This window comes from Pseudoalteromonas sp. MMG022 (assembly GCF_021654245.1).
GTDB lineage: Bacteria > Pseudomonadota > Gammaproteobacteria > Enterobacterales > Alteromonadaceae > Pseudoalteromonas > Pseudoalteromonas amylolytica.
Genome location: NZ_JAKFZQ010000001.1, coordinates 406,342 through 422,580, shown reverse-complemented (window position 1 = coordinate 422,580; position 16,239 = coordinate 406,342). Strand labels below are relative to the sequence as shown.

Sequence of the window (16,239 nt, the reverse complement as noted above, 5' to 3'; positions counted from 1 at the left end):
GTTATGATTGTAGATTCACATTGCCATTTAGATAGACTTGATTTTGATAAGCTTGGCCAGCAATTACCCGAGATCCTAGCCGCAGCGCGTGCTAAACAAGTAGAGCACTTTTTATGTGTGAGTGTCACCTTGGATCAATTCCCCAGCATGCTTGACGTTATCTCTGTGTATGATGATGTGTCGGCCTCGTGCGGTGTACATCCACTTGATCAGAAAGACGTATTGGATAAGGCAAGATTGAGCACTTTGGCGACACACCCCAAAGTAGTGGCTATCGGTGAAACGGGGTTAGATTATTATTACTCTCAAGATACTCATAAGGTCCAGCAAGATAGCTTTGTTGGTCATATCCAGGTTGCCAATGAATTAAATAAACCGCTGATCGTTCACACACGTGACGCTAAAGCCGATACTATCAACTTAATGAAGTCACATAACGCTCAAAATTGTGGTGGCGTTTTGCATTGTTTTACCGAAGACTGGGAGATGGCAAAACAGGCGTTAGATTTGGGCTTCTACATTTCAATATCTGGCATAGTTACGTTCAAAAATGCTGTTGAGTTGAAGGACGTTGTAAAAAAGCTCCCACTGGATAGGTTGTTGATCGAAACTGATTCTCCTTATTTGGCACCCGTACCACACCGAGGAAAAACCAATCAACCCGCATATGTACAGGATGTTGCTTATTACGTTGCTGATTTAAAAGGGATCAGTTATAAAGAGTTAGCACAAGCGACGACCAATAACTTCTACAAATTATTTAGTTTGGCGTCGCGCTCGGATGCAACACGATAAGTTACTACCCAAAGTTTTGCTTGGTCCAATGCTTAGGCGTGCGGAGCAAGCAGCAATTTGTTTGCAAATCGTCACCAGCAAACAATATGAAGTGACCGTACAGGTTGAAGGGTATCAGTGCCTTACTGAACAAAAAACCTTCAGGCTAGGCGAGTATTGTTTTTTAAAAATGCTCATTGTTAAGCCTAAATCAGGACTATTTGAAGCTGATACACCATTGCATTATCAGTTGTTACTAGATAATGATATTTATTCACTCGAAGCTGTTAGCTATACATCAGAGTCTTCTGCGCAGCTTGTAGTACCTGTGCAACTTGAGCAAGTCTTGCATGGTTCTTGTCGTAACCCACATCACCCCAGTCGGGATTCATTAGCCGCCGCGGATGATTTGTTTGAGCAAAATATAAAAGCAGGCAAACCGACACCAAGCTTACTTTTGATGTCCGGCGATCAAATTTATGCTGACGATGTGGCCGGTCCGATGCTATTGGCTATCAACCAGTTGGTCGCAATATTGGGGCTGTACAAAGAAGAAGCACATATTACTGAGCTGCCTGATGATATTCAGCAGCAGTTATATAACAGGCAACACTTTTTACCAAAAACGCCATGGCAAGATTGTTCTAGATTTAGCTTTAGTTATTGGTTTAAAAGGGGAGAAGCGCATTTTACCAGCCTTAGTGCGGGTAATCACTTGGTTTACTTTCAGGAGTTTATTGCCTGCTACTTACTAAACTTTAGTGCCACGAGTTGGCAGCTGATTGATTATAGCCAGTTGACGTATCAGGGAACCAATAACAAATCCCAAAAATCTTTTGCATCGCAGTATGAAGCCATCATGCAATTTGTGGAAGATTTACCAAAAGCACAGCGTTTGTTTGCGAATATTCCCACGTTGATGATGTTTGACGATCATGATGTAACGGATGACTGGAACCTGACAGCTAGATGGGAGCAGGCAATCGCCGCACACAAAAGCAGTCGTAGGATTATTAATAGTGGTTTATTGAGCTACTGGCTGTTTCAGGGACTAGGCAATGATGCAATGGCACAAAGTGGTAGCTTATGTGCTGAGTTTGAGCGAAGTTTGCACGTCGACCGGTGGCACTTTAAAGCCATGGATAAAGCCCTTAATCGGTTTGGAAACTGGCATTATTGTTTAGATACAATCCCCAAAGTTGTAGTACTTGATACGCGAACACATCGCTGGCGAAACGAGCAGAATTTTAATGAGCCAAGCGGTTTGTTAGATTGGGAAATGCTGATGGAGCTAGAAGATACCTTGGTGGATGAGCGAGAAGTTATTTTGGTGTCACCCGCACCGGTATTTGGTGTCAAATCCATCGAAGCTATACAATCTATCTTTAATTTCTGTGGTCAGCCGTTGTTGGTTGACGTTGAAAACTGGATGGCACATGAGGGATCGGCCAGAAAGTTGTTAGAAATATTTCGACGCGCAGATACCCCAAAAGAAACCATCATTCTATCCGGTGATGTGCACTACTCATTCTGTTTCTCTGTACAAAGTCGGTTTGGCAAACATGACAATAGAATATGGCAATTGACGGCATCAGGGATAAAAAATGAATTCCCTAAAACGTTAATTAAATGTTTGGATAAACTAGACTCAATTCTATACGCTCCATGGAGTCCGCTGAATTACTTCACTAAGCGCTGGCATATGGAGGTGAATAAGCACCCTTTACTCACACAGTCAGCTAAGCAGCCATACCTTATCTCCGATAGCGCTATTAGTTTAGTCACCCTTGAACAAGGCAAACTTGCTCGTTATCAATTATTGCATAATGACGGCAGGGTTAGAGAGTTCACGTTAGAGTAAACACGGTTGAGACTGACGCCAGTAATAGTGTGATGTTTTTCGTACCTCACACTGCATAACTTTTTGCTATATTTATTAAAACTCTTCTCATTCGGAACCATATGCATTTCAAATGGTGTTTATGCTTCGCGCTGCTACTTAATGTCGCTCATGCGGTACCACACTTTACGGATACGGCTCAGATCATGCGCCACTACGACTATAGCAGTGGGCTTAGTCAAGTCACGGTCACGGCATTGGCGCAAGATCAATTCGGCTATATTTGGATAGGCACCCAAGCGGGCCTCAATCGCTTTGATGGCCATGAATTTAAACAGTTTTCACCCAAGCAACAAGACCCCAAAAGCCTTGCAGGTGGCTTTGTAACGGATATATGTATTAGTGCAGATAAGGTTTGGATAGGGACTCGAACGGGTCTGAGCCTCTATCATAGCGGCAAAGGAACATTTACGTCATTTTTATCAGAGCAGCATGAAGATATCACATCAGATAGGGTTATTTCGCTTGATTGCAATGGACCTAATGTGGTGGTGTCTTCCGAGGATGGTGTTGTTTATCAAGTTAATCAGGGCACACTCGTGCCGAGCAAAGTGGCGCTGCCAGGGCGCTTTATCCGCAACGTAATTGAGCGCACTGATGGTTACTACTATCTGAGCGATCAAGGTTTAATGAAATTCTTAAAAGGTTCAGGTGAAACACAGTTATTGCTTGGTGGCGAATATGAAAAAATGAGCTTCTCGGCGCAGCGCATTGTGCTTATCAGCAAAATGCAGCAACTGATCTACTTTGATACTTTGTATGAAAGGGTACTTTGGTCTCGCAATTTTACCAATGACAACAGTGTGACATTACATAATGTTTCTGTAAGTGGAGATGAAGTGCTGGTGGCCAGCAGTAATGGCTTGTATTTACTCGATAGACAAGGGCAGCTTATTAATCATTGGTATAAAAGACCTCTGCAAACAGGCGGGCTTATGGACAATAATGTCATTACCGTGATGCGCGATTTAAATCAGGACCTTTGGTTAGGCACAGAAACAAGAGGACTACATTTTTTTAGTAAGCTGAGTGAATCATTTGGTCATGTTAGTCAGTTTAATTACCCGCAAGCACCGTTATTAAGCCCAGACATTAGAAGCTTTGCGATAGACAGTCAGGATAGACTTTGGTTTGCTACCTCTAGTGGGCTATATGCATTTGACGGCAAGGGATTTGTTGTGGCACATAAGTTATATCCTGCCTTAGCGCTACTGGATAAGAGCTTCATTACTCAAATTGCCTTTATCGATGGACAAATGTGGGTGACGACAAGAGGCAACGGCGTGATCAGGTTTGACATAGCTGGCGGTCAAGTAAATCACCTTAAACCTGATTTTGGCAATGGACCCGAGCTCACTTTTAACAGTTTGATAAAATATAATGGCGAGATTTTGATTAGCTCGCGCACGTCTGGCTTGCTTAAGTACGTGGAGCATGAGCACAGGGTTGAACCTTATTTCTCTTCGGCCGTTAAGGCGCCAACTCACGTTTCTTCTATGAAAAATATTGATGGTGCGTTGTGGTTTGGATCTATCGGAAATGGCTTATTCAAGTTTAAAGATGGTCAACTAGATAATATCAACACCCAAAACGGGTTAGTCTCAGATTTGGTGTTTATGCTAGAGCAAGACCAATATGGTAACGTCTGGATTGCCAGTGAATTGGGGCTATCTTTGGTTAACGCTGATTTTGAACTGGTACGTACTATTGGTCAAGAAAGTGGTTTAGTGAACAATGCTGTATGGGCGCTGGTTTATGATGGTTTTGATCATATGTGGGTGGGCAGTAGTGGGGGGCTGAGCCAAATACACACCGTCAATTTTGAGATACATAACTTCTCTCCAATAGATGGTATCCAAGACAATGAGTTCAACTATAACGCAGCTTGGCTAGCGCCAGACGGGCGTGTGTTTGTTGGTGGAGCAAAGGGCTTTAATCAGTTCTACCCACAAAAAGTTCGTGTAGATAAAAGTGAAAAACCATTGCTTGTGAGCAATATAGAGTTGTTGGGCAGAACATTACAGCCTAGTGTCGATGAGCACTTGAATACTTCCGCAGAGTTGGCCAAAGAGCTGCAACTGGCTCATGATGAGGATATTGTTTCATTGCAATACTCCAGTCTCGATTATGGTTCAGAGCAACAACAGTTCTATTATCGCGTATTGGGGTTGAGTGATAAATGGCTCAAGCTGGCCTCTGGCGTGCGGCAAGTAAATTTACTGCGTCTAGAACCCGGAGATTATACTGTTGAAGCCTATACATTGAACCGGTTTAATATCCAGTCACCTACGCACCGTTTTGTTATTAAGGTTAGCGCCCCATGGTGGTGGAATACCTATTCAAAGGCTGCGTATGCGCTGAGTATCTTACTGATAATATTGCTGATTGTTCAGGCCAGACAGCGTCGCTATCTGCAAATTATTCAGGCCAATAAAAAAATGCAAGACTTACAGCAGCGCCTTGAACTGTCATTGTGGGCCAGTGGTGATGAGCTATGGGATTGGCACTTAACAGATCATACCATATATCGTCATAGCGTTTCTCCAAGGGTAGATTACGGTGTCACACAGACTCGCATGACATTAGATGATTTAGGACAGTTCGTACACCCAGAAGACCGCCCGCATTTACAAGATAAAGTCGAGCTGTGTATACATGGTGAAGCACAAAGCTATGAGATAGCCATTCGAGTTAAAGATTTAGATGGTCATTGGGCTTGGGTACTTGATAGAGGTAAGGTGGTAAAGCGTGATAGCAATGGGCAGGCAATACGTATTGCTGGGGCGCTTAAAGACATAGCTGAATTAAAGCTACACCAAAATGCGCTACAAGCCCTGAATGAACAGCTAGAGATCAAAGTTGCTGTCCGAACGGATGAACTATACAAGAAAAACCAAAAGCTTGAACAGGCTATGCTAGAGCTTAAACACACCCAAGATGAGTTGATAGAAAGTGAGAAAATGGCATCTTTAGGTAGTTTAGTGGCGGGCATTGCTCATGAAATAAATACGCCGCTGGGTGTGGCATTAACCGCATTGACGTACAATGAAGAGAGCATGCAAAAAATTGAGAAAAAGCTGCAAAGCAAAACGCTTAGCCAAAAGGACCTCAGTAAATCATTGACCGAGCAGGCCCAAGGGTATCAATTGATATTTAGAAACTTAGATAGAGCGCAAAACTTGATAAGCAACTTTAAACAGGTTGCGGTAGACCAATCTAGTGAAATGAGTCGCCAAATCAATTTAAAAGCATACATTCAAGATGTTTTGACCTCTTTGGAACCTTTGACAAAAGGAAAAGATATTGAAATAAAAGTCACCGGTCGTGACGATATAGAAATCGAAACCTATGCGGGTGCTGTGTATCAAATTCTCACAAACTTGTTGAATAACTCGGTGATCCATGGGTTTGAGAAGCGCACAAATGGCACGGTTCATATTGACTTTGGGGTTGTTGAAGGTGGTTGGTATATAAATTATCAGGACAATGGTAATGGCATGTCACCAAGCATGCTTAAAACCGTTTTTGAACCATTTGTAACGAGTAAGCGCAGCCAAGGGGGCTGTGGCTTGGGTATGCATATAGTGTATAACTTGGTCACGCAACTATTAAAAGGAGAGATCCGCTGTTTTTCAGAACTAGGACAAGGGATCGAGGTAAAAATAAAGGTGCCAATTCACGAACTTGTAGAGTCGGAAACTGGCACCAAGGGCTAGTTAGTTAAAATTGATAACTAATGTGTTGAAAGAAGCGCACGTTGACATCTTGTTTAGCAGGGTTAATGTGTAGCTTAGTGGTAAAGGAATGGATCACACTTTCCACACTGTTCATAAACCTGCCATAGCCCATGTCTTTCTTGTTGGACGCGTGGGCCACGATAACAAAATTCATGGTATCAACGAGTTTTTCGCCATCCCACACTGATGTAATTTGTACTTCGTCACTTTCTGTATCAAAGCTGAGTTTTTGAAGCTCACTATTTTCGCTTGTTTTATCTATCTGGCTGTTACGTACTAATGGCAAACGGCCATCAGCAACGAAAGCACACAATGACAATTGTTTGTCTGCACAGCCTGAAAGGAAAATATCTTCGATATGCTTATAAAACTGACTATAGTCACCGGGACGTAATAGGTGTTGGTACTCTGTTTTAAGTGCCCGAGTGACTGGTAAACTAAATGTGGCATAGGTCATCTCAGAATGTTCATCAGGTAGTGAACAGTTTCTGGCCTGATACCTAGGGTACAAACTTCTTAGCTTGTAGCCATAGCTTTCTTTGTTACCTTTTGCTTTAGCGAAAATATCATAAGTTAAATGTTGGTGATCTCTGATCCTTAGAGCATTTTCGCCAATGTTCTTTGACGTCTCTAATAGTGCTTCCAGTGTACGCTTTACTTTGCCATGAAAGTGAGCTGCATTAGCTCTAATATCACTGCCAGTAGCTAGGAATAGCAGGGTGATCTTACGTGCTTTAACGCCTTCTTCCCAATATGATTTATGGGCTTCATGATATTTAGGGTTATAGAAAAACAGCATCTGCTTTTGGGTTTGCAGGCAATATGACTCCTCATGAAAACGCACGACGGGTAGTTTATCGTTGGCAATAAAGTGTACATTGTGAAGCTCATATTCGTCGCATAGTGCAAAAAGTTGACGTGCCAAGCGTTCATAACAACTTTGCAGGTCATCAAAGCAATCATAAAACTCTTCGCTTGGTTTGAACTCTGCGAGTATATACTGGTTGTTTCGCGCGTTAGTTGGAATATAGACGCGATTAAGTGTCATTGAAGCCATATATAATTGTCCTTGGATTACATCACTGTATGGCATCACTATAGAGTGGTTTTATGACTTTTTTATTGCGATAGAACAAAAAGTGTCATGAAATATTAAAGTCTGTGCTGAAAATTTGTGCTATCGCAAAATAATTATTCACATCTAAAGCAGGATTTGCTGTAAGTTCACGGTGGATTTTGTAATAATGCCGAAGTTATTCAGTGCTAAATTTCAGAGGAATGCATGCCCATGGCGGAAATAGAAAATCGCCCAACGAATTTTATTAGAACAATCATTGATGCTGATTTGGCTAGTGGTAAGCATCAACAAACGCACACGCGTTTCCCGCCTGAGCCAAATGGGTTTTTACATATTGGCCATGCTAAATCAATTTGCCTTAATTTTGGCATCGCACAAGACTACAAAGGTCTGTGTAATTTGCGTTTTGATGATACTAACCCAGAAAAAGAAGACATCAATTACGTAAAGTCGATTCAGGAAGATGTTAGCTGGTTAGGCTTTAAGTGGGATGGGGATATTTGTTACTCATCTAACTATTTTGATCAATTACATGGTTATGCCGTAGAGCTGATTGAGAAAGGTCTGGCTTATGTTTGTTTTCTTTCACCAGATCAAGCGCGTGAGTACCGTGGTACGTTAACCGAGCCTGGTAAAAACAGCCCATATCGTGACACGCCAGTTGAAGAGAACCTCGCATTATTTGAGAAAATGCGCAAAGGTGAATTCAAAGAAGGTGAATGTGTGTTGCGTGCAAAAATTGATATGGCCAGCTCATTCATGGTGTTGCGTGACCCTATCATCTATCGCATTCGTTTTGCGCATCACCACCAAACAGGTGATAAGTGGTGTATTTACCCGATGTATGACTTTACGCACTGTATTTCTGATGCGTTAGAGGGGATCACTCACTCATTATGTACGCTTGAGTTCCAAGACAACCGTCGTTTATATGACTGGGTGTTGGACAATATTAGCATTGACTGTCACCCGCAGCAGATTGAGTTCTCACGCTTAAATCTTGAATACACCGTGATGTCTAAGCGCAAGCTTAACGAATTGGTTGTTAACGGCCATGTAGAAGGCTGGGATGATCCTCGTATGCCTACAATCGCAGGTTTGCGTCGTCGTGGTTATACGCCAGCATCTATCCGTGAGTTTTGTAAGCGTATCGGTATTACCAAGCAAGATAATATGGTCGAAATGGGCATGTTAGAAGCGTGTATTCGTGATGACCTCAACGAGAATGCGCCACGTGCTATGGCGGTATTAGATCCAATCAAAGTGGTAATTGAAAACTTTGAAGAAGGCAAAGTAGAGCATTTGGTTGCACCTAACCACCCAAGTGATGAGTCAATGGGTACCCGTGAGTTGCCATTCACTAGGGAGCTTTACATCGAACGTGAAGACTTCCGTGTTGAAGCAAATAAAAAGTTTAAGCGTTTAGTGTTAGGTAAAGAAGTACGTCTGCGTAACGCGTATGTGATTAAAGCCGAGCGTTTTGATGAAGATGCAGAGGGTAACATTACTACTTTATACTGTAGCTACGACGCTGACACATTGGGCAAAAACCCAAGTGATGGTCGTAAGGTTAAAGGAGTTATCCACTGGGTTTCTGCAACACATTGCATTGAAGCTCAGGTGCGTCAATACGATCGTTTGTTTAGTGTACCAAACCCAGCTACAGCAGAAGACTTTACACAGACACTTAACCCTGAGTCATTGGTTATTATCAACCAAGCTAAGTTAGAGCCATCTTTGGCCCAAGCTAAAGCAGAGCAGGGTTTCCAATTTGAGCGCATGGGTTATTACAGTCGTGATAACAAAGCGAGCGAGTTGGTATTCAACCAAACTGTGGGTTTAAGGGATTCTTGGGCGAAAATTGAAAACGCCTAAGTCAATCATTATTAAAAAAGGCCGAGTAATTCGGCCTTTTTTCGTCAGGTGAAAGCCACTATGAAACACCCGACCTCGGTCAAGCAAAGCGCCAAGTCCATCCATAATTTCTATATCAACGAACAACAATCAATCTATTTGTTGTCGCATCATGACGCAAAAAAGCATCGTCAGTGGCTGAATATTTGTAAAAAACAGCTCTCTATGCTCGGTTATCGTGATGTTGAGATCATAGGTTCTGGTGCATTTGGGTTTGTGTTTGCAGGGGTTAGCCCCGACAACCAAAAGTGGGTATTCAAATTTTCTCGCATTACTTTATCTCAAGCGGTACGTGACAGGCTTGAAGATGAAGCCTACATGCTTTCACAGATCCACAACCCCATGGTACCGAAGTTTTTTGCTTTTGAACGTGTTAAAAAGCAAGGTATCTTAATGATGGAACGTGCTCCGGGAGAAGATTTAGAAAAAATATCCCTCAAGCGCGGTCGATTTTACCCCGATGAACTGGTTGCTTTGGCTTTGAAGCTGCGCAATGTACTGCGTGACCTACGTGCACATCGCAATGGTATGTCTCCTCAGCCGATTGTCCACGGTGACATTAAACCCTCAAATATTGTTTGGGATGAGAAGACGAAGAATTTTTCGCTGGTGGATTGGGGCAGCTCTGTATATGCACAAATAGATGAGCATGGCGAGCCTGTAGCCAGTAATATCATGGATTTGATGTCCTCTGATGTCGCCAGTACCAATGCTAGAATGGGTGATGTCTACTTCATTGGTGATGAACAAATGTCAGGGGCACAATCATCCCCACGCTTTGACGAGCAAGGGGTCGCATCAACCATTTATGCGCTCGCTAGTGCTCAATCTTGCCGTTTTGGTGCACAGGTTATTCCCGCTAAAAGCTTGGGCCTCCCCCAAGAGTTTGCCGCAGTGATCGATGCGATGTTAAGCAAAGACAAACGTACTCGAGATCAAGCAGGTGATTATTTTATGCGAAATATGCCAGCTATGGCGCGAGCATATTTACCTCGTTTGACCCGTAAAGACCCGAAAGCCAACATCCCATTTTGGGTGAGCAACACCGATGAGCAACCCGATACAGTGGTGTATAGCTCTCGGAAAGAGTTTTTACGTCGTGCCGATCATAACCAGCAGCTCCACGATGTAAATGACGCTCAACTAGATAGGTACTATAAAGAGTTTTTGTTTGATACGGGAGATATCGAGAAGGCGTTTCTTGCGTCAATCAGTCGCTTGGCGAAGTACCCTGTCGTGGGTGGGCTGAGCTTTCATTGGAAACAAGACTCTTTGTATATCGAATCGAGTTTAATTTTACACGACAGTGAATTACAAAAAGCGTTGACGGATGCCATTAATGCCACGGTAATGCTGGCACAGGGGATCACCCAAAAAGGCTTGTTCAAATGTTGCTTGTTTGATGCAAGGCAAACCATTCAGCTAGAGCGTGATGGAACAGGTGCCTTTATTTTTGATCAATTACCTCAACTGTCTTATTCGGTTGTGGATGTATCTAGCAACGAGTTGACTCGACCTCACAGTTACTTTGAAGATGGTAAAGACCCTGATGAGCAATTGCAGTTGCCAAAGAGCATCATTAAGTGTGTATTCGAATTAAACCAAATTCATCACACTGGTTGTATCATCTTTGAATCGTTAGAAAATCGTCTCAAAATACACCATTACTATCGGCTTTTGGATGCAAGCAAAGAAGCGCAATTTAAAGCGTTACTCAACCGCATCATGCAATATGCGATGAGCATTGAAGATGTAGGGGTGGCCGGATTTATGAAATTGCCATACAAGAACACCCGTGAGTTCAATTTATGTGCGCAACAAGGTGAGCATTATTACCCAAAAAATCCAAAAGCTGACACATTGAATCATTAATCTACCTATAAACATTTAGTAAGTTGAATTATTCGCCATTGCACTGGCGCGTTATTTTATTCAAAGTACCAGACATGTGAATTTTCAGGAGTCAAGGATATGGATAAACAACAACGACAAGATATTTTAACACTGAGCTGGAGCCTTCACGATGAAGTTGAGCAAGCCGTGCTTAAGCACCCAGCCAGTAAAACCGATAAAGAATGGCCACAGAAACAACGACTGCTATTGGCCGATATGGCACTACACCTATTACATACAGCGCTAAAGCCCGGTGAGCTGCAAACCGAAAAGCTCACGCATAATCTCAATGCGATTTTAACCTTGAGCGACGACTTTATTAGCCATGTGGATCTTAAAGCGGTATCAGACAAGTTATATCAAGTAGAGGCAGAGCATGAGTCGTAAAATTGATCTCACTAGTGAACAACATGACGCCTTAGTATTACAGGCACAGCATTACTGTCGCAAAAATCTTGATTTAGACTTGGAGCAGTTTGACGCGGCGTTTTTGGTTGATTTTTTTATAGAACAAATTGGCAAGCAAGTTTATAACCGAGCGATAGACGATGCTAAATCACATTTAGAACAACATTTTGAGGTGCTGGCAGATAGGCTTTATGAGTTAGAAAAGTATTAAGAGTCTTTTTCACCCAAACCATTGTATGGATATGCCTAAATGCTTACACGAAGTATTAGGAGCTCAGCAGAGCATATTGGCTTTGCTGGGGATAGGCGCGTTTACCTTGTTCGGTTCGACAGCTATTTTTGTACTCATGCAATGGCAAACACCTCTACAACACTATGCTTGGTGGCAATATCTGTGTGGTGGCGTGTTAATCATTGATATCACCGCAGGGTGTGCCGCGAATTTCACTCGTGGAACAAACCAATATTATGCGTCCAATCTTCGTGCCCGATGGGTATTTATTTTAATTCATCTGCATCTAGTGGCTGTAGCGCTGCTTTTTGAGCAGCCATTGTTACCATCTTTGTTCTTTTGGCTATATGTAAGCGTGACAGCCTGTATTTTAAACCGTTTATTTGATATCCCAAAGCAGCCCTCATTGGCTCTACTGGTGGTGTGTGTTGGCCTACTGATAGTTAGTAGCTTAGATATGCTTTGGTGGTATAAATTGGTATGTGCGTTGTTTTTGATAAAAGTATGCTTTGCATTTGCAGTGAATCATTACCCAATAAAAAATCCGACCTGAGTCGGATTTTTTATTATTATATTGACCTTTATTCGTCAGGGCGATAGGTTTTTTTCATAATGTATACGTACGCATTAACGAAGGCGTTTTCCTGATACTTTTTAAGGCCTGTATCTTCAAAATCTATGGGCAAAGGATTGCGTTTCAGCTGCTCTTTTATTTCTGTAGGAGAAAGTAAGCGCACATCCAAACCTTCAATAAGCTGAATTGCCGCTTCCATTTTAAAACCTGTGGCGCTGCCTGCAAATTTGCCTTTAGGCGCGCGCTGGCGAATAGCCACAGAGTCGACTTGATAATCGGCCATTAATTTTGCAAAGTCGAACTGGAACTTACGCATTTGATCTGTTTCTTGTCCAACATTAGCTAGGGTAAAGCGTGTTTGGCGCACATCACGTATATCAAATACGTCATCTTCTTTAGTTAGCAGACATAACAGCACTTCGCTGCCTGTGATCTCAACGCCACATGTTCTCATTGTATATTTCCAATCATCAAATTAATTATCGACGGAGTATAGCAATCTCTCAGATAAAGCAAAAGCTTACAACATGATCTCAATGGCAATTGCACTGTGATCAGAGTAGCGAATATCTTCCTCGTCGCGTTTAGGGTCTAAGTGGGCATCATAATTATGATAGGTTAGGGATTTGAGCACGGATGCTTCATTGTTTGGGTTAAACTGCTGGGAGGCTAGGATATAATCTAACACGTTGCCTTCACCTTGGTAATAATGGCTGGCGGGCTTTTGAGTAAAACTATGCGCATTATCTGCAAAAGAAAAACTATCAAATAAACCTACGCTGTCGAAGCGATTATGGGTGTTAACTTGTAGTGGAAATGTTTGAGTCATAAACGATAGTGCTGGGCTTGTCAGATTGTCATTAAAATCACCCATAACTAAGGTGGCATGGCGCTGTTCACGCTGTGTTTTCAAAGCGTCGTAATACACGATTGAGGCTTCGAGTGAGCGTGAAATTTGCGACTGCATAGTACCTACGGTTTTGTGTAGCAGCGCCAGTAAGGGATCGTCTTGCTCCGAGCCGTCAACCATGTGTGCCATGGAGTGAACCCGTTGTGATTTAAAGTGAACGGCGTAGCAGGTGATAGGGCCAAAACCTGCTATCTCAATACAGCATTTCACCGGCGTGCGGTTAAAGCGAAACTGATGTTGATTGTTGAGGTACTCTAGCAGTTCAGGACAGGGCTCAAAGGCACAAACCTGTTGAAAAGGAAGTTTTGAGGCAATCGCCACAACAGGGTTAAACAGTACGTTTGGGTAGATTGCGTCTAGTTGAGGGGTATCAACCGTTGCGAAGTAGGGTAAGCCCATATCTTCACACAGAGATTTAAGTGCATCAATACTAAACACTTCTTGAAATACAATTAGTGTTGGATCAATGTGCTCGATAAGCCCCGTAACGAATTGAGTTTTAGACTGCCATTGGGTCTCATCATAGTGTTCACTTAGCTGATAAAACGAATATGGCGGTGCTGCAAAATTCAACAGGTTTAAAGAGGCAAAGCAATATCGCGTCGGTTTGGTCATGTTTTACTCACACAGGGACGTTAGGGTGCATAAATTTAACAATTTATTGAATCAATTTTAGTCTTTCCCTTGAATTTCGTCACGCGCACGGTCAAAATACTCGTCGGTTTGAAAGTCCCCAAGCACACGGTATGCTAAATCGCTGCCGGCGCCAATGCTTATTCGTAAAAGCGTTGTTGGGCACTCATTTTAAAAATTAATTTATTAATACATGTGATGCGTTGTAGGTGTCACCACTGTAAATAGGATTTATCATGCCAATTATTACCCTTCCTGACGGTAGTCAGCGTGTCTTTGAAAACCCAGTTTCAACATTACAAGTTGCTCAAGATATCGGCCCAGGCCTTGCTAAAGCAACTATTGCTGGGAGAGTGAATGGTGTGCGCGTTGATGCGTGCGATATTATCAATGAAGACGCACAGTTAGAAATCATAACAGCAAAAGACGAAGACGGTTTAGAGATTATCCGTCACTCTTGTGCGCACTTAATCGGTCACGCTATTAAGCAATTATTCCCTGACGTAAAAATGGCGATTGGTCCAACGATCGACAATGGCTTTTATTACGATGTTGATTTAGAGCACTCTCTAACGCAAGAAGACCTAGATGCCATTGAAAAGCGCATGCTTGAACTTGCGAAGACGAATTATGACGTTGTTAAGAAAACTGTTTCTTGGCAAGAAGCGCGCGAGACATTCGCTGCGCGTGGCGAAACCTATAAGATCGAAATCTTAGACGAGAATATCGACAAAGATGACAGACCTGGCCTATATCACCATGAAGAATACGTTGATATGTGTCGTGGTCCTCACGTGCCAAATATGAAGTTCTGCCAACACTTTAAAATTATGAAAGTGGCAGGTGCGTACTGGCGCGGTAACTCAGAAAACAAAATGCTGCAACGTATTTACGGGACAGCTTGGGCTGACAAAAAGCAGTTAAAAGCCTATTTGAAGCGTCTAGAAGAAGCAGAGAAACGTGATCACCGTAAAATTGGTAAAGCGTTAGACCTTTGGCACTGGCAAGAAGAAGCGCCGGGTATGGTGTTTTGGCACAACGATGGTTGGAGCATTTACCGCGAACTAGAAGACTTCGTACGTGAAAAGTTACGTGAATATAACTACGAAGAAGTTAAAGGCCCATTAATGATGGACCGCGCGTTATGGGAAAAATCAGGTCACTGGGACAAGTACGCAGATGCAATGTTCACCACTGAGTCGGAAAAACGCGAGTACGCGATTAAACCGATGAACTGTCCAGGACACGTACAAATCTTTAACCAAGGTTTGAAGTCATACCGTGATTTACCATTGCGTATGGCTGAGTTTGGCTGTTGTCACCGTAACGAACCGTCTGGTGCACTGCATGGCCTTATGCGCGTACGCGGCTTTACTCAAGATGATGCTCATATTTTCTGTACTGATGAACAAATCATGGATGAAGTGTCCGCTTGTATTAAGATGGTTTACGACACATACGAAACGTTCGGATTCGAGAAAATTGTCGTTAAGCTATCAACGCGTCCAGAAAAACGCATCGGTGAAGATGAAATGTGGGATAAAGCGGAGCTTGCTCTTGCTGAAGCACTTAAAACGAACAACATTGAGTTTGAATATTTACCAGGTGAAGGTGCGTTCTACGGTCCAAAGATCGAATTTACTTTGTATGATTGTTTGGAGCGTGCATGGCAGTGTGGTACTGTGCAGCTAGATTTTGCTCTGCCTGGTCGTTTAGGTGCAACTTATGTTGCTGAAAACAATGAACGTAAGACGCCGGTTATGATTCACCGCGCCATCTTGGGTTCAATCGAACGCTTTATCGGTATTCTTACAGAAGAATACGCTGGTTTATTCCCAACTTGGTTAGCACCTAAGCAAGTGGTAATTATGAATATTACCGATAAACAAGCAGATTATGTGCACGAAATCGTACAAAAGTTAAATAAACTTGGAATTAGAGCCTGTGCTGACTTGAGAAATGAGAAGATTGGCTTTAAAATTCGGGAGCATACTTTAAAACGTATACCTTACCTACTGGTTGTTGGTGACAAAGAAGTTGAGCAACAAGAAGTAGCAGTGAGAACGCGTAAGGGTGAAGACCTAGGCAAGTTCTCAGTCGAAGATTTTATCGCTAAACTCAGTGAAGAAATTAAACATCGACAGTAATACAACCTGCGTGTGGCACAAACATCTACGATTGTCATA

Annotated in this window: 12 protein-coding genes; 9 read left to right on the top strand and 3 right to left on the bottom strand. The window is 42.6% G+C overall.

The annotated features are described in order from the left end of the window. Positions 1-3: 3 nt before the first annotated feature. The 3 genes from L1070_RS01665 (at position 4) to L1070_RS01655 (ending at position 6,390) form a co-directional block, all read left to right on the top strand. Positions 4-795: a YchF/TatD family DNA exonuclease gene (locus L1070_RS01665; protein WP_070985150.1), complete on the top strand. Its 792-nt coding sequence runs from the start codon at positions 4-6 to the stop codon at positions 793-795. Next, positions 782-2,635: a metallophosphatase gene (locus tag L1070_RS01660; RefSeq protein ID WP_237124220.1), complete on the top strand. Its 1,854-nt coding sequence runs from the start codon at positions 782-784 to the stop codon at positions 2,633-2,635. Before L1070_RS01665 ends, L1070_RS01660 begins: the two co-directional genes overlap by 14 nt. A 101-nt stretch (positions 2,636-2,736) precedes the next feature. After that, positions 2,737-6,390 carry a two-component regulator propeller domain-containing protein gene (locus L1070_RS01655; protein WP_237124219.1) on the top strand — a complete coding sequence of 1,218 codons (3,654 nt, stop codon included), beginning with the start codon at positions 2,737-2,739 and terminating at the stop codon, positions 6,388-6,390. Positions 6,391-6,394: 4 nt separating this feature from the next. On the opposite strand, the gene L1070_RS01650 is transcribed toward L1070_RS01655, so the two are convergent. Then, the gene (locus tag L1070_RS01650) at positions 6,395-7,468 is read right to left on the bottom strand and encodes a DUF3083 family protein (protein ID WP_237124218.1); all 1,074 of its coding nucleotides are present in this window, start codon (positions 7,466-7,468) and stop codon (positions 6,395-6,397) included. A 231-nt stretch (positions 7,469-7,699) separates the two neighbouring features. On the opposite strand from L1070_RS01650, the gene glnS reads away from it, so the two are divergent. From glnS to L1070_RS01625, 5 genes are all read left to right on the top strand, one after another. Then, complete coding sequence (gene glnS / locus L1070_RS01645; RefSeq protein ID WP_237124217.1) at positions 7,700-9,364, top strand: glutamine--tRNA ligase; 1,665 nt, start codon at positions 7,700-7,702, stop codon at positions 9,362-9,364. Between the two features lie 60 nt (positions 9,365-9,424). After that, positions 9,425-11,275, top strand: coding sequence for a phosphotransferase (locus L1070_RS01640; protein WP_237124216.1), 1,851 nt, complete (start codon positions 9,425-9,427; stop codon positions 11,273-11,275). A gap of 99 nt (positions 11,276-11,374) precedes the next feature. Then, positions 11,375-11,683, top strand: a complete 309-nt coding sequence (locus L1070_RS01635) for a hypothetical protein (protein ID WP_070985164.1) — start codon at positions 11,375-11,377, stop codon at positions 11,681-11,683. Next, entirely contained in the window at positions 11,673-11,915 is a 243-nt protein-coding gene (locus L1070_RS01630) for a DUF2164 domain-containing protein (RefSeq protein ID WP_070985166.1), read from the top strand. Before L1070_RS01635 ends, L1070_RS01630 begins: the two co-directional genes overlap by 11 nt. A gap of 31 nt (positions 11,916-11,946) precedes the next feature. After that, complete coding sequence (locus tag L1070_RS01625; RefSeq protein WP_237124215.1) at positions 11,947-12,489, top strand: hypothetical protein; 543 nt, start codon at positions 11,947-11,949, stop codon at positions 12,487-12,489. A 28-nt stretch (positions 12,490-12,517) separates the two neighbouring features. On the opposite strand, the gene L1070_RS01620 is transcribed toward L1070_RS01625, so the two are convergent. Both L1070_RS01620 and L1070_RS01615 read right to left on the bottom strand, forming a co-directional pair. Next, positions 12,518-12,964, bottom strand: coding sequence for a DUF3010 family protein (locus tag L1070_RS01620; protein WP_237124214.1), 447 nt, complete (start codon positions 12,962-12,964; stop codon positions 12,518-12,520). A gap of 66 nt (positions 12,965-13,030) precedes the next feature. After that, on the bottom strand, positions 13,031-14,035 hold the full coding sequence (locus tag L1070_RS01615; protein ID WP_070985170.1) for an endonuclease/exonuclease/phosphatase family protein: 1,005 nt from the start codon (positions 14,033-14,035) through the stop codon (positions 13,031-13,033). 254 nt (positions 14,036-14,289) lie between these two features. Here L1070_RS01615 and thrS point away from each other — a divergent pair, with 254 nt between their 5' ends. Further along, entirely contained in the window at positions 14,290-16,200 is a 1,911-nt protein-coding gene (gene thrS / locus L1070_RS01610) for a threonine--tRNA ligase (RefSeq protein ID WP_237124213.1), read from the top strand. Positions 16,201-16,239: the final 39 nt, after the last annotated feature.